Source organism: Methylobacillus arboreus (assembly GCF_020532725.1).
Lineage (GTDB): Bacteria > Pseudomonadota > Gammaproteobacteria > Burkholderiales > Methylophilaceae > Methylobacillus > Methylobacillus arboreus.
This window is the reverse complement of record NZ_JAJAVC010000003.1, coordinates 1-22,478: the sequence shown is the minus strand read 5'-3', so window position 1 is coordinate 22,478 and position 22,478 is coordinate 1. Positions and strand designations below refer to the sequence as shown.

20 protein-coding genes and 1 rRNA gene are annotated in these 22,478 nt (G+C 48.7%); 7 read left to right on the top strand and 14 right to left on the bottom strand.

The features are described from left to right. Nucleotides 1–141: 141 nt before the first annotated feature. The 7 genes from LG198_RS00125 to LG198_RS00095 all read right to left on the bottom strand — a co-directional run bounded on the left by LG198_RS00125 (nt 142) and on the right by LG198_RS00095 (nt 7,405). Nucleotides 142–636, bottom strand: coding sequence for a c-type cytochrome (locus tag LG198_RS00125; protein ID WP_230341152.1), 495 nt, complete (start codon nt 634–636; stop codon nt 142–144). A 52-nt stretch (nt 637–688) separates the two neighbouring features. After that, complete coding sequence (locus LG198_RS00120) at nt 689–1,681, bottom strand: SMP-30/gluconolactonase/LRE family protein (protein ID WP_230341151.1); 993 nt, start codon at nt 1,679–1,681, stop codon at nt 689–691. Between the two features lie 68 nt (nt 1,682–1,749). After that, the gene (locus tag LG198_RS00115; protein WP_230341150.1) at nt 1,750–2,403 is read right to left on the bottom strand and encodes a c-type cytochrome; all 654 of its coding nucleotides are present in this window, start codon (nt 2,401–2,403) and stop codon (nt 1,750–1,752) included. A 28-nt stretch (nt 2,404–2,431) separates the two neighbouring features. Further along, nucleotides 2,432–3,034, bottom strand: coding sequence for a peroxiredoxin (locus LG198_RS00110; RefSeq protein ID WP_230341149.1), 603 nt, complete (start codon nt 3,032–3,034; stop codon nt 2,432–2,434). A 25-nt stretch (nt 3,035–3,059) separates the two neighbouring features. Further along, nucleotides 3,060–3,443, bottom strand: a complete 384-nt coding sequence (locus LG198_RS00105) for a hypothetical protein (RefSeq protein WP_230341148.1) — start codon at nt 3,441–3,443, stop codon at nt 3,060–3,062. Between the two features lie 136 nt (nt 3,444–3,579). Continuing rightward, nucleotides 3,580–5,025 carry a DUF1501 domain-containing protein gene (locus LG198_RS00100; RefSeq protein WP_230341147.1) on the bottom strand — a complete coding sequence of 482 codons (1,446 nt, stop codon included), beginning with the start codon at nt 5,023–5,025 and terminating at the stop codon, nt 3,580–3,582. A gap of 58 nt (nt 5,026–5,083) precedes the next feature. Next, nucleotides 5,084–7,405, bottom strand: coding sequence for a DUF1549 and DUF1553 domain-containing protein (locus tag LG198_RS00095; RefSeq protein WP_230341146.1), 2,322 nt, complete (start codon nt 7,403–7,405; stop codon nt 5,084–5,086). A 480-nt stretch (nt 7,406–7,885) separates the two neighbouring features. Between LG198_RS00095 and LG198_RS00090 the strand changes: the two genes are divergently transcribed. Genes LG198_RS00090 through LG198_RS00080 form a run of 3 tightly spaced genes read left to right on the top strand, consistent with a single transcriptional unit; the run spans nt 7,886 to nt 13,757 of the window. Then, nucleotides 7,886–11,065, top strand: a complete 3,180-nt coding sequence (locus tag LG198_RS00090; protein ID WP_230341145.1) for an efflux RND transporter permease subunit — start codon at nt 7,886–7,888, stop codon at nt 11,063–11,065. Further along, nucleotides 11,062–12,324: an efflux RND transporter periplasmic adaptor subunit gene (locus LG198_RS00085; RefSeq protein WP_230341144.1), complete on the top strand. Its 1,263-nt coding sequence runs from the start codon at nt 11,062–11,064 to the stop codon at nt 12,322–12,324. Before LG198_RS00090 ends, LG198_RS00085 begins: the two co-directional genes overlap by 4 nt. Then, nucleotides 12,321–13,757, top strand: coding sequence for an efflux transporter outer membrane subunit (locus LG198_RS00080; protein WP_230341143.1), 1,437 nt, complete (start codon nt 12,321–12,323; stop codon nt 13,755–13,757). Before LG198_RS00085 ends, LG198_RS00080 begins: the two co-directional genes overlap by 4 nt. Before the next feature lie 16 nt (nt 13,758–13,773). Here the strand turns inward: LG198_RS00080 and LG198_RS00075 are convergent, their stop codons facing one another. Genes LG198_RS00075 through LG198_RS00060 form a run of 4 tightly spaced genes read right to left on the bottom strand, consistent with a single transcriptional unit; the run spans nt 13,774 to nt 16,599 of the window. After that, nucleotides 13,774–14,205, bottom strand: coding sequence for a hypothetical protein (locus LG198_RS00075; protein WP_230341142.1), 432 nt, complete (start codon nt 14,203–14,205; stop codon nt 13,774–13,776). 8 nt (nt 14,206–14,213) lie between these two features. After that, nucleotides 14,214–14,873 (bottom strand): SPOR domain-containing protein, encoded by a 660-nt coding sequence (locus tag LG198_RS00070; protein WP_230341141.1) that lies wholly within the window; start codon nt 14,871–14,873, stop codon nt 14,214–14,216. Further along, nucleotides 14,870–15,622, bottom strand: a complete 753-nt coding sequence (locus tag LG198_RS00065; protein WP_230341140.1) for a type III pantothenate kinase — start codon at nt 15,620–15,622, stop codon at nt 14,870–14,872. Before LG198_RS00065 ends, LG198_RS00070 begins: the two co-directional genes overlap by 4 nt. After that, a complete protein-coding gene (locus LG198_RS00060) occupies nt 15,619–16,599 on the bottom strand; it encodes a biotin--[acetyl-CoA-carboxylase] ligase (RefSeq protein WP_230341139.1) in 981 nt (326 codons plus the stop codon). Before LG198_RS00060 ends, LG198_RS00065 begins: the two co-directional genes overlap by 4 nt. Before the next feature lie 119 nt (nt 16,600–16,718). Here LG198_RS00060 and LG198_RS00055 point away from each other — a divergent pair, with 119 nt between their 5' ends. Further along, nucleotides 16,719–18,482, top strand: a complete 1,764-nt coding sequence (locus LG198_RS00055) for a glutamine--tRNA ligase/YqeY domain fusion protein (RefSeq protein WP_230341138.1) — start codon at nt 16,719–16,721, stop codon at nt 18,480–18,482. Nucleotides 18,483–18,500: 18 nt separating this feature from the next. Next, the gene (locus LG198_RS00050) at nt 18,501–19,088 is read left to right on the top strand and encodes a flavin reductase family protein (protein ID WP_230341137.1); all 588 of its coding nucleotides are present in this window, start codon (nt 18,501–18,503) and stop codon (nt 19,086–19,088) included. Nucleotides 19,089–19,101: 13 nt separating this feature from the next. On the opposite strand, the gene LG198_RS00045 is transcribed toward LG198_RS00050, so the two are convergent. After that, complete coding sequence (locus LG198_RS00045; RefSeq protein ID WP_230341136.1) at nt 19,102–19,431, bottom strand: hypothetical protein; 330 nt, start codon at nt 19,429–19,431, stop codon at nt 19,102–19,104. Nucleotides 19,432–19,749: 318 nt separating this feature from the next. On the opposite strand from LG198_RS00045, the gene corA reads away from it, so the two are divergent. Continuing rightward, the gene (gene corA, locus LG198_RS00040; protein WP_230341135.1) at nt 19,750–20,820 is read left to right on the top strand and encodes a magnesium/cobalt transporter CorA; all 1,071 of its coding nucleotides are present in this window, start codon (nt 19,750–19,752) and stop codon (nt 20,818–20,820) included. Here the strand turns inward: corA and msrA are convergent, their stop codons facing one another. Next, on the bottom strand, nt 20,821–21,375 hold the full coding sequence (gene msrA, locus LG198_RS00035; protein ID WP_230341134.1) for a peptide-methionine (S)-S-oxide reductase MsrA: 555 nt from the start codon (nt 21,373–21,375) through the stop codon (nt 20,821–20,823). Between the two features lie 128 nt (nt 21,376–21,503). Here msrA and LG198_RS00030 point away from each other — a divergent pair, with 128 nt between their 5' ends. Beyond that, the gene (locus tag LG198_RS00030; protein ID WP_230341133.1) at nt 21,504–22,271 is read left to right on the top strand and encodes a ParA family protein; all 768 of its coding nucleotides are present in this window, start codon (nt 21,504–21,506) and stop codon (nt 22,269–22,271) included. A gap of 95 nt (nt 22,272–22,366) precedes the next feature. On the opposite strand, the gene rrf is transcribed toward LG198_RS00030, so the two are convergent. After that, nucleotides 22,367–22,478, bottom strand: a 5S ribosomal RNA gene (gene rrf / locus LG198_RS00025); the annotation flags it as partial.

Sequence of the window (22,478 nt, the reverse complement as noted above, 5' to 3'; positions counted from 1 at the left end):
AAGATATTAGCAATTCTTATCTGGTTACCTGGCTTGCTTAATAAAACGGTCTTGATCGATTGAAGCTAGAGGAAAGATATCGTGCAATTTTAAGTAACATCAGCGTAAAGTCATTACGCTGATGTTTTATTGGATGATTAATTAGTCTTTGCCCTTGAAGGCATCATGGCAAGTTTTGCATGTACGAGTTACTTTGCCAAATTGAGCTTTCACCGCAGAGGAATCTGCCGTGGGAACAATTTTTGCCAGCTCTGCAGCCTCCTTGCTGAAACTGAGTGACAGCTCAGCAAACCGTTTGCTATCCTTAAAAACCTCAGGCTTAGCACTTGTTTCATGCCATCCTTTGCCTTGTTCCGTTCCTGGCACGAATAGGGTCTCAATCCCAGAGTCTGCAATCCCAGCAAGCGCATTGGCTGCTGCGACTGCTTCATCCTTGTCATACTGCCCCTCCAACGCTGCCTTTAGCCTAGCAACATTCCATTCCGCCACACGGTAGGCAGATTGGCGCCACTGGATGAGTTTTTCAGGTTTGGCCGTCGGCGCAGCAATCACGATGGTTGAAATCACTGCAAGATTAATTGCCAGCAATGGCAATAATACAAACTTTGTAAAGCTCTTCATTAAGCATTCTTTCATAGCCTATCCTCTCGCTATCATGCACGCTTGGGATATTTAAATGTCATTATTTTTACTTGGCACGGCCAGTATACCCTTGCGCAAGGGTTGGGAATTTATAAGCAGACCCACGCCCGACAATATAGAAAGTACGCTTGTCCTTACCTGCAAAAGCAATGTTTTGTGCTTTCTTGGGTAACACTATATTGCCCAGAAATTCACCCTTGGAAGTAAACACCTGGATACCGGTGTTAGCTGCAACATATAACCTGCCCTCTGAATCCACAGCCAACCCATCGGCCCCACTAGATGGGCCGTTTTCAGTCGTTTGCAAGGCATCTTCCAGCTTGGCAAAATTGCGTTTATTGCTAACCGAACCGTCTGCTGCCACATCGAATGCAATCACATACTCGCCAGCGGTATTGGCAACATACAAGACCTTTTCGTCAGGGCTCAGCTGGATGCCATTGGGACGCTTGATTTCGCTATCAATTAGCAACAATTCTCCGCTCGGCTTAATGTAATAAACTGCTGGTTGGGTCGGCGATTGCCCCGGCTTCAGAGGTCCATTGATGCCCGGATCGGTAAAGTAAACCCCGCCTTTTTTATCTAGCACAAGGTCATTTGGCCGATTAAGAGGTTTACCATTATATTTTTCTGCCAGGATTTTGGTCTTTTCTGCAGGATGAATGATGCCGACACGAGGCTTCAACGTCTGCACCGCATAAAGCTCGCCACTGGGGCTCAAGGCAAGACCATTAGCACCATTACTATCCGCAATGTAAGTGGTCACATTTTCATCTTCATCAATACGAGTAATGCGGTTTGCCTGAGTCTCGGTAAAGATCAAGCTGCCATCTGGAAGGCCAATCGGCCCCTCTGTACCTGTAAAGCCATCCTTAATCAAGCTTATCTTCACTCCCCCTGCCACAACCCCGGGAATAGCAGGTGTTACTGGATCATCATCCGCCCATGCATCAGTCCCTATAGTGACAGCCGTCACTACAGTTCCAGCCATTAACAATGCTCTCAACCATTGTTGCTTTACAGCGAAATTAAATTGCATTATTTCTCTCCTCTTGCATTAATCTGCATCCGACACAACGACACAAAACCAATAATTGATTCATACCGTTACATCGAAGATATATATTCAGCCAAGGCTTCAATTTCTTCATCCTTAAGCAATTTCGCCACCATATTCATTACGCCACCCGGACTATTAGCCCGATCTCCCGAACGCCATTTCAAAAGTTGCTCGCGCAAGTAGAGTTTGTGCTGCCCGCCAATCGTAGGAACACTTTCCTCCCCTGCGTAGCTACCTTGCCCTGAGGAGCCATGACAGCTAGAACATGCAATAAGGGCACGCCTCATATCTCCATTGGAATAAATCTTTTCAGCAACTTCAATGGCTTTTCTTTGCTGAGCGCGCACTCTCTCCCGGCTAGCAAAATAAGCCGCAATATCGGTTAAATCCTCATCGGAAATACTGCTTGCGACAGCATTCATCACATGATGCTGACGGGCTCCTGAACGAAAATCCCGGAATTGCTTGATGATGTAATCCGCATACTGTCCAGCAAGGCGTGGATATTCAGCACTGCTGCTATTGCCTATCTCCCCATGGCATCCTTGACACAGCTCTTCCCGGGATTTTATTTTTCCTGCCTCTGAATTCCCCGAACCAATGCGGTCAAGAAGCTCATATTCATCTTGAGAATCTGCCTGCACAAAATGAGAGAATGTAAGCGATAAGCCAAAAAAAACTACACAAAACCTAAATATCACGTGACCTACCTACTTCTCCTGAAATTCATCAAGGCTTTTTAGGCAAGCCCTTCACGGCAGCCAAACTCTGTACCGACTCCAGCGCACGTTCTACATTTTCTGCAGGTGCAATACCTCCGACAGTGTTACCAATCTTGCCGTCGGTCTTAATGATGAAAGTGGTACGCTCAGCGAATCCGTGATCTATTTCCTTGCCTCTTGTATCTTTTCTACCAGGGGATGCTTCACGAACATTCAGCTCATATGCTTTGGCAATCTTGCCTCCGGCATCAGAGGCAACAGGGAATTTACCAGCACAATAATCGGGATCGGCAGAAAACTCATTGAGACGTTCTATGCTATCAAGCGACACCCCAATAATCGTAGCCCCTGCAGCTGCAAACTGCTCGTGCTTTTCAGCAAACGTATGTGCTTGTACATTGCATCCACCAGTGTAGGCTGAAGGGTAGAAATACACGACAACCGGCCCCTTTTTCAGCGCCTCCTTGAGAGAAAAATTGAAGCTCTTGCCATCCAATGAAGCTTGCGCCTGAAAATCAGGAGCAACATCGCCTTCCTTCAGTGCAGCACTTGCAGAAATGCTACCTAGTCCAAGCAATAACCATAAACTGCTGGCAATAATTTTTTTCATAAAAGTTCCGGATAAGTTTTGAGAATTAATCGTCAGTTTTGTATATCTTGTGGCAAGCCTTGCAGGTTTTGGCTAGTGCGACGGCAGACTCGGAAGCAACATCAAAGTTTTTGGCATCCAGCGCCTTTACAATTTCCGTAAGGTAGGTACGACTGTCCTTAGACCAATCAACGGCATCAGCAGCATCGCCTTTCCTCACATAAAAGTCTTCGACATCCTTAAACATTGCCTCCAACTCTACTGCTTCTGATCTTGCAGTAGCTGCATCCTGAAGAGAAATGTTAGAAGCCATACTCTTTTGTATGTCTTCTATGTCCTGCATGAAATCTCCCTCAATCTCATCCAATGCGGCAACAACTGATCCCGCAAGCCCCATAAATATTATTAGGGGCAATAACAACTTACGCATTTATAAATTTCGCTCTGCTATTGCCGGAAACACTTCTAAAGCTAAATCCCGGGATTAAAAAAACTGCGCGAGCCTAACCTAGGAAAAAACTAGTATTAGCTCGCGCTACTTACAAGACCTTAATTAATAAAATTAATTAGACCAGCAGTTCCTTGATCACCTGACCGTAGACTACTGTTGGGCGCTCAGAGCGTCCGTTGTGAAGGAAAGTAGTTTTGAGGTGATCCAAACCGAGCAGTTGGAGTACGGTCGCGTGCAGATCATAGGTATCCATGGTTTGATCACCCACTGCCTGCAAGCCAACTTCATCTGTCTGACCAAATGTAGTGCCAGCCTTGATGCCACCGCCTGCCAACCATTGGGTATAACCCCATGGGTTATGGTCGCGCCCAGTACCACTTTCACCATAAGAAGTGCGGCCAAATTCCGACGCCCACACAATCAACGTGGAATCCAACAAGCCTCGGGCCTTGAGGTCAGCCAGTAGGCCGGCAATAGGCTTGTCTACCGCCTTGGCATGAGCACCATGGTTATCTTCCAAATCCTGGTGGGCATCCCAATTTCGCCTATCCCCTGCACCTATTGCTGGCCCAGACACTACTTGGATGAATCGCACACCACGTTCAACCAAACGGCGCGCCCGCAACATATTGGTTCCATAATCCCGGGTGGCTTCTTCATTAAGACCGTACAACTCTTTTGTTGCATCGGATTCTTTACTTAAATCAACCGCTTCAGGTGCGGCAGATTCCATGCGGTATGCCAACTCATAGGCATTTAACCTAGCCTTGAGCTCGGTATCACCTGGATAAAAACCGCTATGATGCTCATTTAGACGCTTCAGAAGATCCAAGTTATCTCGCTGTTGCGCCTCTGCAATCAACTCAGGCCGGTCCAAATGCAAAATAGGTGAAGGACCTGGTCGGAAGGCAGTCCCTTGGTATACGGCGGGCAAGAAGCCCGAGCTCCAGTTTACCGAACCACCTGTAGGCTCTCTGTCTCCAGAATATAGCACCACATATGCTGGTAAATCTGAATTAGCTGACCCTAATGCATACTGTATCCAAGCCCCAAGGGATGGGCGTCCAGGATTGAGATCTCCGGTGTTCAGCTTGAGGATTGAAATATCGTGTGTAGCACCAATAGTTACACTTGACTTGACGAATGCAATCTTGTCCGCATGCTGAGCCAAATTAGGCAACAAATCGGAGAACCAAGCACCACTCTCGCCATGCTGTTTCCAAGTACGGTTCGAAACATATAGCTTTTCTGCCCCACCCCGAGTACTGGTTTTAATCCCCTTGAGGAAAGAGGCCGGAATTGGCTGACCAGCAAGCTTTATCAAGTCTGGCTTGTAATCATACAAATCAATTGTGCTGGGAGCACCATCCATATGCAGCCAGATTACTGACTTTACCTTGGCTGGGAAATGGGTTGCCTTTGGAGCCAACGGATCGCCCAACGTAGCTGCATTGGCAACCGTGGCCAACATACCGCCACCAGGAAGAAGACCGCTTAATGTAATACCCCCCAAACCATAACCGGCCTTAATCAAAAAATCACGCCGCGAATTCTTACTCATAATGATGGTTCCTTTAAGTTTTAGTATTCAATGCTAAAGAAGCTTGCAATCCCAGCGACTAGAAGCGATAGCTAAATTCATTGGAGTTAGCCACGGTATGAACTAAGTCCACAAAAGCCGAGGCGCGAACTGGATCCAACGGCTGATCTCCTTTGAGGCCTACAGGTACGGCCAATGCCAACTTTCCGTCTGAATCTTTCAGCTTGGACTGGATCGTTTTCTCATGATTTTTCAGAAAACCGGCCAGAGTTGCTCTTTCAGCCTTATCCGGTTTGCGCGCAAACAAGATCTCGTAAAGCTTATCAAGCTGAGCACTTTCATCTGCACCTACCTCACTGATGACCCTGCCCGCAAGCGACTGGGACCATCCAAACACAACATTGCTATTCACCAGCGTCAGTGCCTGCAAAGGCGTTGTCGTCACGTCACGCTTACTATGGGCCTGCTGCGGTGAGGCCATATCGAATGTAGAGAGCAATGGATACGGTACGCTACGGCGAGTAAAGACATAGATACTCCGGCGATTCCAATCCCCTTTATCTTCCGACACCTCCCAAAAAGCACCCGCATTCAAGTTCGTCGGTACAGGCGGCATAACGGCAGGCCCGCCAATTCGGTCATCCAACGTACCAGAAGCCACTAAAAGGGAATCACGAATCTGTTCTGCATCCAGGCGCTTACGCGGAAATACTGCCAGCAATTTATTTTCCGGATCAGCCTTATAAATATCTTCACGATAATCAGAAGATTGACGGTAGACGCTGGAAAGAAGGATTTCCTTATGTAGCTTCTTGACGCTCCAACCCTGCTTCACGAAGCTGTCAGCCAGATAGTCCAACAACTCAGGATTGTTGGGTTTTTCACCCGCACGACCAAAGTCACTGACGGTACGAACGATCCCCGTCCCAAAATATTGGTCCCATACGCGGTTAACAAATACCCGAGCGGTCAACGGATTGGTTGGACTTACAATCCAGTTGGCCAGCGCAGTACGGCGACCAGAGGAGAATCCTGTCGGCACGATGACAGGTTTTTCACTTGTGATGGCTGCAGGGAATGCTGGTTGTACTTCATCAAGAGGGCGCTCATGATTGCCACCAAAGAATACATAACTTGGCGGCGCATCTTGATATCCCAATTCGGTCATTGCTGAAATGGTATTCGAACCCCTCTTTGGCTTGAGTTTGTCAAGCTTCTTCAACTCGGCGGTTAATTTTTTATATTCCAGCCATTTTTCAGCATGCTCTTTAATATGCTCAGGACTATCCTTATTCTCGCCCGTCACCCGTAGATAACCCCCGAAGTCCTCCTCAGTTGTCACATTTGCCAACCGATGATGAACCCAGCGATCTGTCGCATTCCATTCGCTCTTTGGCTTAAAAATGGATTCCCGGCTATCTGTTAAGTAGCGCTCTCTATGATATTGCTCTGCCGCAGCTCTTATTGGTTCAATAACGGCTGCACGTTTTTCCCGAAGCTCCTTGGTTGCTGCTTCCCACTTTGCAAGGTCTTGCTCATATTGAATTTCGACCGGGCCTTTAGGGGCAGGAATATTCTCAACCAAATTCACATTGGCAAAGAACGAATGCAAGGCAAAGTAATCTTTCTGGGTGATTTTGTCAGACTTGTGGTTGTGGCATCTCGCACACTCAAGCGTCGTACCCAATATTGCAGTACCTATCGTATCGGTAATATCTGTCGCAATTTGATATTTACGCTGGATCAAATCACGTGAATTTTTATTATCAGGAAAACCTGCCAGAAACCCAGTAGCAATCAATGCATTATTATCACCAGGGTACAGCTCATCACCAGCCAACTGTTCTTTAATGAAGCGATCATAAGGCTTGTCTTCATTAAACGAATTAATGACATAATCCCGATAACGCCACATATTCGGACGAGTATAATCATTCTGGAAACCAGTGCTATCGGCATAGCGCGCCAAATCCAGCCACTTACGCGCCTGGCGCTCCCCGTAACGAGGAGAGGAAAGAAGACGATCCACTAATTTTTCATAAGCATCGGGCGATTTGTCATTTACAAACGCCTCAACTTCAGCTGTCGTCGGAATTAATCCCCAGGCATCTAAGGTTGCCCGGCGGATATAAGCAGCACGTGCTGCTTCCGGCGAAGGCTTGATACCTTTTTCTTCCAGCTTCGACAGCACAAACGCATCAATGGGAGTACGCACCCATTTCTTTTGCTGCACCTCTGGCGCACCAGAGTTAGCTACGGGCTGCCAAGACCAGTCCCGATTTGCTGCTGAGGATTTATTTGCTGTCGACTTGGCCTGCGCACCCTCCGGTGCATCAACTGCATATACAGCAGAGCTACTCAATAGCATTGCCAAAATCAAGCACCTGACATTATTTTTCATTGGACGACCCTTACGTAAACGGATAATCAGCAATTCGGTTATTCGAACTGCCAAAACTAAATCGCCCAATTAATCAGCATTTATTGTGCCAGAATTAGAAATATGCCAAAAAATAAAATAACACCATGTTTTTTATATAAAAATTATAGCCGCCATATTATCCACCACATTGCCTTCTGCGGAAAAATGCTGCCGTACCAACAGAGCGACTTTTTACTGTTGTCAAAAATACAGCTAAAAAATATTCATGCTCCATCAATTTAAATTTCAACAGATGATTAATAATCAACAATAAATTCGTCAAAGTGTTTCAAATAAAACACTTTACGATCCTCTATCGCCACCATAGCTAGACAAATCAACAACAACCGTCAGGAACAATATTTGCTAGTCACCTCCGTCCTTCACAATAATTTAGGGACAATTAAATTCTTTAACTTTTAAAGAACAAATAAAGAAACGTCAGGATTCGGTTTAATTATGTGGATAGTCAATATTGCACTGCGCCGCCCATATACTTTTTTAGTCGCGGCACTACTTATTGTTCTGTCCACGCCTTATGTGCTACGCAATATGCCAGTAGACATATTTCCGAACATTCACATCCCTGTTGTTGCAGTGACATGGACATATACCGGTTTGTCTGCCAGAGAAATGGCTGACCGAGTTACCAACCCGACCTTACGCGGGCTTAATCAAACTGTAGAAGATGTAGAGCGCACAGAGTCTGTTTCACTTTCCGGGTTATCCATCAGCAAGATTTTTTTTCAGCAGGGCACTGATATTCGGTCAGCAATGACTCAGGTGTTGTCAAATGTCACCACGGCACAAAGATCGATGCCACAAGGCATGCAACCAGCCCAGGTAGTTCAATATTCCGCAACAGATTTACCACTTATCCAGCTTGGACTTTCCAGTGAATCAGTATCTGATATTGACATCGGCGAGGCGGTGAATAACATCTTGCGTCCCAGCTTGTTGAAGATTCCTGGCGTGACAATGACCTTTCCATATGGGAATCGTGGTCGGCAAGTAGCGGTCAATATCGACAATGCGACATTAATGGCACAGGGTTTAACGCCTGCTGACGTCAGCAATGCAATTGCCGACCAGACCCTGATTTTGCCTACCGGCACAATCAAGTTGGGAGAGAGTCAATATGATGTAAGTCTAAATGGCGCCATTTCAAGCATCCCCAGACTGGGCGATGTACCGATTCGCACAATAAACGGCAATACAACCTATGTGCGTGATGTTGCACAGGTGCGTGACGGCTCTAGTCCATTTACAAATATCGTGCGACAGGATGGTGAGCGAGGCATTCTGGTCTCTGTGTTGAAAAGAGGCGGTGCTTCATCCCTCGATATAGTCAATAGCGTCAAGGAAGCATTACCCAAAGTGATGGAGTCTCTTGAGGACATTAACCTCAAGACGATGTTTGACCAATCACTGTTTGTAAAAGCGGCAATTGGTAACGTTGTATTTGAAGCATTAATTGCTGCAACGTTAACCGCAACGCTGATTCTGCTTTTTTTAGGTAACTGGCAGACAACGGCAATCATTGCAATTTCCATTCCATTATCCATCATGTCTTCACTCATCGTGCTCCACCTGATTGGTGAAACGATTAATCTCATGACATTAGGTGGTTTGGCACTCGCCATTGGTATATTGGTCGATGATGCCACGGTCGAGATCGAGAACGTGGAAAGGCATATGCATATGGGCAAGCCTCCTCACCAGGCAATTCTTGACGGTGCAGCAGAAATTGCCGTTCCTGCCTTTGTATCGACGTTATGTATTTGTATCGTGTTTGCCCCCATGTTTTTCCTGGAAGGAATTACTCGCTATTTGTTCGTCCCGATGGCTGAAGCAGTGATCTTCGCAATGCTGGCCTCATATATCCTTTCGCGCACCTTAGTGCCTACCCTCGTCATGTTTATGATGACGGCAAAGAGAAAAAACCAGCGTGCCGGCAACTTAAAAATTCTGGCTGGATTGCACTTTAAATTCAATCAAGGCTTTGAGGCACTGCGCCGTCATTACATCAGCTTGTTGGGAGCGCTGCTCAATAGACGCCGTCAATTCGGCTTCTTGTTCATGCTGTTTTGCGTGCTTTCCTTGGGACTATATCCACTGCTAGGTCAGGACTTGTTTCCTCAAGTGGATGCTGGGCAGATTCGCCTCCATATACGTGCCCCATCTGGAACGCGGATAGAAGAAATGCCAAAGTTGGTAGATAGGATTGAGCAAGAAATCCGGACTGTTATCCCCAATTCCGAGATCGGGAATATACTGGATATCGTCGGTGGACCGTATTCACCTCGCAATACCTTGTTTGGCAATGCGGGAACAGTGGAGTCCTCAGACGCCGAGATAATGCTCTCTTTGAATAATTATAAGAAACACCCTACTGAGAATTATATTTCAGAGCTGAGGAAAAACCTGCCACGTGTATTTCCTGATATAGAGTTTTTCTTCCAGCCCGCAGACCAAGTTAGCCAGACGCTCAACTTTGGCATTCCCGCCCCTATCGATATCTTGTTCAAGGGCAATAAAATCGAGGAAAACACTGCGATTGCTAATCGCTTCAGCAATAGGTTACGAGAAATTCCGGGAGTGGTTGATGCCCATGTTCATCAACGATGGAGTAAACCCGTCTTAACTCTGGAAATGGATAGAGCAAAGCTGCATCAATTGGGTCTGACAGCAAATGATGTCGCAAGAAACTTGATGATATCCCTTAGCGGCAGTATGCAGACTTCACCGATATATTGGCTAAATCCCACCAATGGCAATACTTACAACATTGGGGTAAATACCTTAGAAACCGATTTTCCTAGCATAGATGCATTACTGAGAATTCCCGTTAAAGGCGCTGATAATAGTGAAACTCAATTATTGGGAAATCTGGTCAAAATATCGCGCTCAGCGCAGCAACCTGTCGTATCTCACTATGACGTGAACCAAGTCGTCAATGTATATGCAAGTGTCGAAGGCCGCGACCTGGGTAGCACTAGCCGGGCAATCAATAAACTGGTAGAGGAAACCCGTGCAACACTACCCAAAGGATCTGATATTGAAGTACGTGGTCAAAGCCTGACGCTGGAAAATGCCTTCATCGGTTTGGGCACAGGGTTCATCGTTGCAATTGTATTGGTTTATCTACTGATAGTAGTGAACTTCCAATCCTGGCTTGATGCAGCCATTATCATCACAGCACTTCCCGCAGCTTTAGCTGGCATTGCCTGGACTTTATTCCTTAGCGGTACGACGTTAAGCGTACCAGCATTAACAGGGATGATTATGGCAATTGGTGTAGTCACCGCAAACAGCATCCTGGTCATTTCCTTTGCCCGGACTCAGCTGGCACAAGGAGTGCCACCGATTACTGCAGCGCTGGAAGCTGGTGCCACCCGCTTGCGCCCGGTATTGATGACCGCGTCTGCAATGATTGCCGGGATGCTACCGATGGCACTTGGCCTTGGCGAAGGTGGCGAGCAAAACGCCCCCCTTGGCCGGGCTGTTATTGGCGGACTGCTTTTTGCCACATTATCCAGCCTGCTATTTGTTCCTGTGGTGTTTGCAAGCTTGCATCGTTTCCGCCAATCCAATCAACATCACTCCAACCCACCGCTTGCCGAGCCGACAACACCATGACAGAAATAGAACCCAATTTGCTCGCTCACTCCTCTCCAGACTCAGCGCTCACATTGCGACGCTTTAGTTGGCTATCCTTTTTATTAGTGGCGATCCTGGTGGTCTGCGGGCTGGTTCGTTTTACCCTTAATTCCCGTGAGGCGGCTGCTTTAGAGTCGCAAACACGTGATAGTCTGCAGCGATCCGTCAATTTCATCTATGCAAAACCTGGCAATCTGGTCAATAACATCTCCTTACCTGCGACATTGCGTGGATATAGTGAAGCAGTGCTTTTTGCACGCAGCAACGGATATCTGGCAGCATGGTACAAAACCCTTGGAGACAAAGTTCAGAAGGGAGAGTTACTCGCCCAAATTGAAACACCAGAACAAACGCAAGAGCTTTTGCAGGCTCAAGCCCTGCTTGAGCAAATGCAAGCCAGGCAGGCACTAGCCAAACTTACCCAGGAACGATGGGAAGTATTACGTCAGCGCGAATCCGTCACACAACAGGACTTGGAAGAAAAACGAAGCCTATTGGCGCAAGCCAATGCAGAACTGGAAATTGCAAAAGCCAGTGTCAAGCGTCTGCAACAACTGGAAGATTTCCGTCGCATTACAGCGCCATTCTCCGGCACGATCGTAAGTCGCAATGTCGATGTAGGCGCTCTTGTTAGTGCAGGCACCAATCCATTGTTCACACTCGCGCAAACAGAAAAACTAAGAATCTCGCTTTGGGTACCTCAGGTGTATGCCAATGGCATTAAACAGGGACAAGAAGTAAAGATTCGCCTCAATGAAATCCAGGATAAAACATTTAGTGGCAAGATCGCCCACGTCGCAGGGGCAATCGACCCTGTCACCCGCTCACGGCAAGTAGAAATCCAGCTACCGAATCCTGATGGCAAGCTAATTCCCGGAGCTTTCGCTGATGTTGAGCTAGAGTTAGCCAGCGACATCAAGGCTTTAATCGTGCCTGCTGGGGTCCTGATTCTGGGTAAAGAGCAGCCGCGTATTGCTGTTTTAAATACTGAAAACAAAGTGGAGTTCCACACAGTGAAGCTTGGAAGAGATCTTGGTAAAACTGTCGAAATACTTTCCGGGATCACAAAAGAAGACAAGCTAGTACTCAACCCAGCCGATTCATTAGAAGAAAATGAGATCGTCATCGCGAAAGAACTGGCAGTTCAAGAAGACAAAAAACCAGGCCCAGCAGATAATAAAGAAAAAAATCCCAAGCAGCCTTTGCTATCCGGCCCAGAAGGCAAAGCATCAACATGAACATCAAAGCTTTACTGACCACCGGCCTGTTACTCACAGGATGCGCTGTGGGCCCAGACTACGAGAAACCAGCACTAGACATTCCTGCCAGTTGGCATGAAGGTTGGCATGTGGCTCAACCTCAAGACACACTCAGCAAAGGCAACTGGTGGGAGATTTTTGGCAATGCTGAACTCAACCGGCTGGAAGAACAGGCATTAAACAATAACCAAACTCTCAAGGCTAGTGTTGCCAGGCTGGAACAAGCAAGAGCGCTTGCTCAAATTTCTCGTGGCGCTTACTTTCCAACACTGCAATTCGGCGTAGATGCATCCAGGACCCAGCCTTCAGCCAATCGTCCCAATAACGCCAGGAACACGAGTGTTTCAACCGATATTCAAACGAACATCAATCCCGCATTCATTGCTGCCTATGAAGTTGACTTATTTGGCCGCATTTCGCGGGATGTCGAGTCGACACTGGCAAGCCAACAGCAAGTACAAGCAGATTTAGAGAACATAAAGTTAATTCTGGCTGCAGATATTGCAGCAAATTATTTCAACTTATGTGCACAAGATAATGAAATCAGAGCCCTACAGGAAATCATTGATATTCAAAGAGATACTGTAGCGCTTACTCAGTTCCGCGTAGACAATGGAGTCTCGTCAAAACTGGACAGCCTGCAACAAGAAACATTGCTCAAGAATGCACAAGCGCAACTGGATCTGTTACAAAACCAACGCAAACAGACCATCCATGCGCTTGCAACACTTGTAGGTATCCCCGCATCAAAATTTTCCACCCCTGCAACATCACTCCCAGATGGCATTCCTAGCATCCCACTAGACCTGCCTGCTAATGTGCTCGAACGACGCCCCGATATTGCAGCAGCAGAAAGAGCTGTTGCAGCAGCAAACGCGCAAATCGGCGTTGCCAAGGCAGTATGGTTCCCTGCATTACGCCTCACAGCCAGCAGAGGTTGGCAAAGTAACGAATTAAACCGGTTATTTGATGCCCCTAGCATTGTATGGTCATTAGGCATTGGTCTTACTCAAGCGATTTTTGATGGTAAGCGAAACCTGGCGAGAGTAGATTTTGCTAAAGCGGGACACGAGCTGGTCACTGCGAATTATCGTCAAACGGTACTACTGGCCTTACAAGAAGTTGAAGATGGCTTAAGTGCGGACAAGGCATTAGAAGATGCTGTAGAAAGCAATCGCGCAGCAGAAGCAGCTGCATCTCAAGCAGCAGACATTATTGACCACCAGTATCAAAATGGACTCGCAACCTCTTTCGAATTATTCATTGCGAGGAGAGCCCAGCTAGAAAACCAAAGGCTGGTCCAGCAGCTCACGGGACAAAGATTCATCAACACAGTGTATCTGATCAAAACACTTGGAGGTGGTTGGCAACCACCTCCATACAGCAACTCCAATACAGCGCAACTTAACTGAATCTTATTGAGTTAAGTTACGTCGCCTTTGGAGACTCTCCGCTTGAAACATCAGGCTTTGGCTCAGCTGCTGCATCACTCAATTGAGCGTTACTAGCAGCACTAGCTGCTGTCTTTTTAGCCCTAGGCTTACTATTTGCAGGCTTGCGGGCAGCCTTAGGTTTATTTGTCGCCCCACCCTCTTTTGTAGCACTTGCAGCTTTCGTACTTGCCGCTGTAGCAGCGTTGCTGGGAGTGGTTTTAGGTTTTGTCGTGCCTGCTGTTTTCGACTTGGTTGGTGATCTGCGCCGAGAGCTGGGAGCTTTTGATTTTGCGCTGGCTGCTACTTCTGGTTCTGGCTTCTTTTCACCATCAATAACGTCTGTCACCACCTTACTCAATATCCGCTTTCCTGCAACCACTGCGGCAGCCAATGCGACTTTCTTGATGATATTCTTGAAAATTCCCATACAAACTCCTATTGGCAAATAACCTGTTTAAGTTCGCTACCCGGGAAACTCGCCCCCTGTTTGTTCAACTCTATCGCCATTTCTGCCGACATGTCATTGATGATCAAACTGACGCGTCCCTTTTCCTGATTACGCACGCCCTTCTGTGCGGATTGAACACCACGACTTTGCAACTGCTCCAGTAGTTTAGTTGCTAATCGCTCATCCTTGAAGACCCCAAGCGAAATTGCATTGCGCCAAGGTACTTCCTGAATGATAAAGCTAACATCTACACCGAGTGCTTTCAACTCTGTTACTTTATCTTGTGCGGCCTGCAAGGAAGGTAATGGAGGAATATATACCCAATATCGCAATGCTTCCTGCGTGGTTTTCTGTTGTACCGTGGCCACTAATGAATGTTGATTAAGAATCGCCTGCGCTCGCTGCAAGCCATCGGCAGAGAAGCTGCCCCATTCATAACAGGCATAAACCTCATCCGGCTTTGGCGTCCCCGGAACTTCACCGGTTTTAGGTAATGCCTCCACTTCTTCCGGCGTTAGCAGCTTGATTTGCTCGGCGGATAATGGCTCGTGCAAATGTTGGTTGGGAGCTTGCTGCGGCTGAAACAAGCTAAAGCCCGCCCATAAGGCAATGTTCAATAACAGCAGAGAGCCCAACACCCATTTCATGACGCTTCTCTTTCTAGATACCACAAGCCCTGCAACACCAGGTTTTCTTCCAAGTGATACTCCCGTGCCAGCGCATGCTTTTGCAACACGGGAAGCAACGCGGCAGCATCACCGCCACTCAACATGCAAGGCACAACATGCCCGCAATACTCACTCAATATTTGTAGCAGATTATCCACGGCGCCGCACAAGGCATAAAGACTACCACTATGCACCGCATCTTGAGTATTCAACGGAAAGTCCCGCCACTCGCCATGAATCTGCCCAATATTCGCAGCAGCACCAATAATACTGGCCTGCATCAAGCGCATACCAGGCAGAATAATACCGCCGATAAACTTTGCCTGCCCAGGTGCAGTTTTCACAATCATGTCCACCGTCAACGCTGTGCCAGCATTCACTACCAGGCAACTGCGCTGATAATATTGCCAGGTTGCAACCATGGCTGCCCAGCGATCTATACCCAGTTGCTCTGGCACATCATAGCCATTGCTCAAGCCACATGCCTGAAAGCTGCTCAGATGCCAGCGCACAGGCAGCCCTAACGGCAGTAAACGTTGGTTCAATGCGGCGTGGCGCTCTTTTCCCGCAACATTGGCTATGGCAGCCCGATCACAGGCTTGCCAGGAGGCAGGCGTTTCTTCTTCGTCCTCAAGCACCCCACGTGTTAATATCTCGCCAGTTTCTCTCTCCAGCACGGCCCATTTAGTGCGGGAGTTACCCACATCTATTGCAAGCAGGCGGCTCATGCCAATTGTCCTCGCAAGCTGATTTCGCCTGAAGAAAACCGCTGAGTGCCATGTTCATTCTGCACTAACAACACGCCATCGTCGGCAATGCCATGTACATTTCCATGTTGCTCGCGACCATCCGGGAACAGCAACCTGACCGCCTGTCCCTGATAGGCATGATGCAATTGCCACTCTTCGCGCATGCTGGCAAAACCTGCCCGCTCGAACTCATCCAGCACATCAGCTAACTGATTCAATAACTGTCCCAATAGTTCATTCGGGTTAATACTGGTGTGCAGATGACTCGTCATATCGGTCACAGGCTGATCAATTACAGTACGGATAGCTGTAGGCAGTTTGAGGTTAAGGCCGATGCCAATGACCGCGGCACTGGGCCCATCCATATCCCCTTGCAACTCAATCAATATGCCAGCAAGCTTGCGCTCACCCACCAGGATATCGTTAGGCCATTTCAACCTTGCCTCTTGCAAGCCATATTGATGCAAAGTACGCACCAATGCGAGCCCCGCTGCCAGGCTCAAGCCGGATAATGCGGCAGCACCCAGCTGGAACCGCCACAACAATGAGAATGTCAGGCTGGCCCCCAGTGCTGCCTGCCATCTGCGCCCACGGCGCCCGCGTCCCTTGGTTTGCAGCAATGCAGCAGCCACGCTGCCATGCAGCGCGCCATTGGCCGCTTGCTGCATCAAATAACTGTTGGTAGAGTCAATCGAATCAAACAGTTTCAACTTGAAGCGCTGTTGCGCACTTGCCATCTCGGCAAGCACCGCACCCTCATCCAGCAAATGCACCGGCTCTGGCAGGCGATACCCACGCCCTCGAACTGAAAAAATCTCAATGCCAAGTCCCTGTGCTGCCTGAATTGCATTCCAGACCGAGGCACGGGTGACGGAAAACTGGCGGGCAATATCTTCACCAGAGTGGAAACGACCATCTGCCAGCAATCTCAATATAGGAAATACCAAGTTATTCATTGCTGAACCAGTATATCGCAAGCCGCAAGGAGCCGAATGAATAATCTGGCAACCTCCTTAAGAGCCCGCGAGGCAGCGACACAGTGTAAAATAGCTGCAAATTAATAGCGCATACGACCATGTCCGAAAAAACTCCTGTCATCCCTGCTTCCAACTTTATCCGCAATATTGTCGAACGTGATATCGAGCAAGGCACGTACACAAGCCGCCGTCGGGCACGCTCGCCCGGCGATGCCAAGCACCATGCAACTGGCGAGCCTGACCCCGCCAAGATTCGCACCCGTTTTCCACCCGAGCCCAACGGCTACCTGCACATTGGCCATGCCAAGAGCATTTGCCTCAACTTTGGCCTCGCACGCGACTTTGGCGGTGTCTGCCATATGCGTTTTGACGACACCAATCCGGAAAAGGAAGAACAGGAGTATGTCGACAGCATCACCGACTCTGTGAAATGGCTGGGCTTTGGCTGGGAAGCATTCGGTGAATCCCACCTCTATTATGCCAGCAACTATTTCGACTTCATGTACCGCGCCGCGGAAAGCCTGATCGAATCCGGCAATGCCTATGTCGATCAGCAGACGGCAGAGGAAATGCGCGTCAACCGCGGCACACTCACCGAACCCGGCAAGAACTCCCCATGGCGCGACCGCCCCGTCGCGGAAAACCTCGCCCTGTTCCACGAAATGCGCGATGGCAAGCATGCCGATGGCAGTATGGTCCTGCGTGCGAAGATCGACATGTCCTCGCCCAACATCAACCTGCGCGACCCGGCCATTTACCGCATCAAACATGCTACCCACCACAACACCGGCGACAAATGGTGCATCTACCCGATGTACACCTTCGCCCACCCCCTGGAAGACGCGGTGGAAGGCGTTACTCACTCCATCTGTACCCTGGAATTTGAAGATCAGCGTCCATTCTATGACTGGGTACTGGAAAAACTCGCCGAAAATGGCCTGCTCGCATACCCACTGCCCAAACAATACGAATTCGCCCGCCTCAACCTGACCTACGTCGTGCTTTCCAAGCGCAAATTGATCGAACTGGTGGAAAAACAATTCGTCAGCGGCTGGGACGACCCGCGCCTACCCACATTGGTCGGCGCACGCCGCCGCGGCTATTCTCCGGAGGGCTTCCGCCTGTTTGCAGAGCGTATCGGCGTTTCCAAGGCAGACTCCTGGATTGAATACACCATCCTTGAAGACTGCATGCGTGAAGTGCTCAATGCCTCTGCCGAGCGCCGCATTGCCGTGCTCGACCCGATCAAACTCGTCATCGACAACTACCCAGAAGGCCAATCCGAGGATTGCCACGCTCCCAACCATCCGCAAAAACCGGAGTTGGGGCATCGTGTCGTGCCGTTATCCCGCGGACTGTGGATTGAGCGTGAAGACTTTATGGAAGAGCCGGTCAAAGGCTATTTCCGCCTCTTCCCGGGTAACACGGTACGCCTGCGCTATGGCTATGTCGTCAAGTGCACCGGCTTTGAGAAAGATGCCGACGGCAATGTCAGCGTCGTGCATTGCGAATACCTGCCAGACACCAAGTCCGGCACTCCGGGTGCTGACTCCGTCAAGGTCAAGGGCAATATCCATTGGGTATCGGCAGCCCATGCCTACACTGCGGAAGTCCGCCTGTATGACCGCTTGTTCAAGGAGGCCCACCCAGGCGCTGGCAACCGTGACTATCTGGATGACATTAACCCGGATTCAGTGAAAACCATCACCGCGCAACTGGAGCCTGCATTGAAAGAGGCCAAGCCCGAAGCACGCTTCCAGTTTGAGCGTCATGGCTACTTTGTCGCTGACAGCCGGGATAGCCAAGCGGGCAAGCCTGTGTTCAATCGCACGGTAACACTGCGTGATGCGTGGCAGAAATAATCGGGTTATTTGGACGATATGCAATTGAACATTCAGCCGGTTCCACTTGAGAAGGCATTTCGCCTTCTCAACCACGGCCCCACCGTCCTCGTCACATCCAGCCATCAAGGCCACGCCAATATCATGGCGGCCGCCTGGAACATGCCGCTGGACTTCAATCCATCCAGGGTTGCCATTGTCGTCGACAAGAAAACCTATACGCGCGAGTTGATGGAAGCCAGTGGCACATTTGCCATCAATCTACCCTGTCGTGCCCAGGCAGAGCTGGTCGTCAAGGTTGGCTCAAGCTCTGGCCGTGAGTTACTCGGCAAGACACCAGACAATAAGTTTGCGGCATTTGACTTGCCGACATTTGCAGCATCCAAGACTGAAGCCCCGCTACTGGAAGGCTGTGTCGCCTGGCTGGAATGCAAGATCATCTCTGAACCGCACATCCAGGAAACCTATGATTTGTTCCTAGCCGAGGTGGTTGCAGCATATGCTGACAACCAAGTGTTCAGCGATGGCCGCTGGCATTTTGAAGAACATGATGCGCTACGCACGCTGCATCATGTGGCTGGCGGCTTTTTCTTCACACCCGGTGAGGGCTTCACCACCAAGCCTTGAAGAAATAGAGAATTTACTGGGCCTGTGCACTGGCAATAGTCCAGTATTGTTTTTCCTTGTCACGAGTCTGTGAGCATCCCAATGCGATAGGCTCATCACCCGGCTTCAGCACATGCTTGGTATGGTCGGCTGTTCGCACACCCATGAACCAGCGATCGAGCCAGACCACCATGGTTTCAGTGGCATCGCTCTTGAGCAGAATAAGCTTGCCATCGTTGGCCAGGCATTCAGAGTTCTCATCCTCGATAAAACCCACCTTGGCATCACTCACGGACTCAGATGAGTCTGCTGCTTGTAAATTGAATGCCAGGCCCAACAACCCGGCGAACAGATAAAAACGCATACTTCCTCCGTTGATCTATAACGCGTCACTTGCTTATGAGCGACGGCGCAGTTGTATACTCTAACTGTTTTATTATTAGATTACTTCATGAATATTGCCAATCCGACCTAACTGATATGCAACGCGCTTTTGGTCGAATTCAAATAAGATAGTCGCTGGCAACAATTGCCTGCAAGCTTGCAATATTCTAACCCAGCATACAGCGAAAAACCGTATTGGGGCTTCTTCTATCATGTGGCGATCAGGTGCTGCTTTCAACAAGATTAAAGTCAGACGATACTACCAGCCTCGATAATCTTCTCAATCACTGGAGCAAGGATGAAAAAACGGCGCCATGCACATAGCAAGAAAATCGGCTTGCCTCCTGGCACCTTGGTTCACACAGGCGAGGTCAAGACGCCGCAGGTGACACTCACATTGTTCCGCTACACTGCGGAAAATATCGAAGAACATACCGTTACTTCACTTAATGATATCCAAATAGAGACGGAAAGCAGCATTCTATGGCTGAATGTGCATGGACTGCATGACCCCAAACTGATGGCTGAGATTGGCCAGAAGTTCAAGCTACATCCATTGGTGCTGGAAGATATCCTCAATACAGATCAACGTCCCAAGGTAGATGCCTATGACGATTACCTCTATCTCGTCACTCGCTTCTTTTCCTATGATTCCGAGCAAATGCTCGTCAACTCGGAACAAATCAGCATCATCCTCGGCGAGCATTTTGTCCTGTCATTCCAGGAAAGGCCAACCGGTTCTTTTGACCCCGTACGTGAACGATTGCGTGCCAACAAAGGATTGCTGCGTAAATCCGGTGCCGATGTCTTGGCCTACGCGTTATTAGATATGATCGTGGACAAATATTTCGTCATGCTGGAACAGATCAGCGACGATTGTGAAAAACTCGAAGATCAATTGCTGCATCGCCCAACCGATGCCGTGCTGCAAAGCATACACAAGCTCAAGCGTGAAACCATGGATTTACGCCGCGCCGTCTGGCCATTGCGCGAAATCATCAACACCCTGATTCGTAATGAATTCGGCTTTTTCCGGGACAATACCATCCTCTACTTGCGCGATGTCTATGACCACAGCATCCACTTCATCGAATCCCTTGAATCGTTGCGTGACTTGCTTGCAGGCATGCTGGACATTTACCTTTCCAGCATCAGCAACCAAGTCAATAAAGAAGTCCGCATCCTCACCGTTGTCACCATGCTCTTCATGCCGGCAACACTGATTTCCGGGATTTTCGGCATGAATTTCGAGCAAATGCCTTTACTCAAAGATCACTGGGGCTTCTGGATTGCGATTGCCATGATGCTGTTTGTAGCAGGCGGCATGGGGCTCCATTTCTGGCGGCGCCAGTGGCTCAGCCGGCACTAGTCATCCAGCCGTTTTGATGCGATCCGCATATTGGGCACGAATCTTAGCGACTTTAGGGGCCGCGACAGCCAGGCAATAAGGCTGATTGGGATTGTTGGCATAATAGTATTGGTGATAATCCTCAGCAGGATAAAATATACCGCCCTTGTTCACTTCAGTCACCACAGGGGCTCCAAAGCGGTTATCAGCAGCATACTCTGCTAACAGGTGCTGCAAAATAGCGTGCTGCTCATCATCCTGGTAAAAGACGGCTGAACGGTATTGCGTTCCGACATCATGCCCTTGCCGATTAAACATTGTAGGGTCGTGCGCGAGAAAAAAGATTTCAAGCAACACTTCATAGCTAATTTCAGTTGGATCGAAAGTGATCTTGATCGCCTCCGCATGCCCTGTTTCACCAGTACAAACCTCTTTATAGGTAGGATTGGCAACATGGCCACCAATATAGCCAGACACCACCTGCGTTACGCCTTTTAACTGTGAAAACACGGGCTCTAGGCACCAGAAACATCCACCTGCCAAAATTGCTTGGGCCACCATTTCTCCTTTAATCATTCAGATTATCAAATTCAAGTGGTAAAAAGTACGAGATTAATGGCTTAAATCTGCAGATCAAACATCATGCTATTACCGCATAATACAGACCAAGATCCTGCAAACCATCTAGATTAGCAGAAGGCATTATGGCGCGTATTGCAGTTTTTAACCAGAAAGGTGGCGTGGCAAAAACCACCACAGCCCTCAATCTTGCCGCAGCATTAAACCGCACCGGCAAGGAGGCGCTCCTGATCGACATGGATCCACAAGCACACCTGACCCAGATTCATGGTCATACGCCTGAAACTGCCAAGCAAAGCCTGTTTGGCTTTTTTCAGGATGACAAACCGCTTTATCATTTGGAAATCGAATGGCCTGGACTTGGCCATCTCATTCCATCCCACAAGGAATTGATCAAGGTAGACACAGCATTTGGCAAAGGTCCAGCTATTCTCAATAAACTGCGCCAGGGCTTGGAAGTTTCAGAGAAGCTCTATATCAACCGCCATACCCTGATTGACTGCTGCCCCTATCTAGGCACGCTTTCACTGAATGCCATATTTGCTGCAGACCTGGTCATTATTCCAATCTCATCCGACTTTCTCTCGCTCAAAGGCGCAAAAAAAGTAGGAGATACACTCGCAGCCATTGAACCCGTATTGAAGCGGCGTATAGAACGGCGCTACCTGCTAACACGTTTTGACCGCAGGCGAGGCATGACATTCGAAGTGCAGAAAAAAGCCAAGGAGCTATTTGGGCACGACTTGCTAGAAACAGTGATCTCAGAGAATGTCGCCGTTGCCGAGAGCCCGGAGCATGGAATCGATATATTCCGTCACCAACCCAATAGCACCGGGGCACAAAACTACCTTGCCCTGCTCATTGAATTAGCGCAGAAATGGCCTAATGCATAAGACAAGCAGCTAACTTGACTGCAGCGACACAAGTTACCCGCATATCGCAGAAAACGAAAAAACCCGCTAGTTATCTAGCGGGCTTTTGAATAAAAGCCTGGCGGTGACCTACTTTCGCATGCGAGGTGCATACTATCATTGGCGCAGAATCGTTTCACGGCCCTGTTCGAGATGGGAAGGGGTGGTTCCAATTCGCTATGGCCGCCA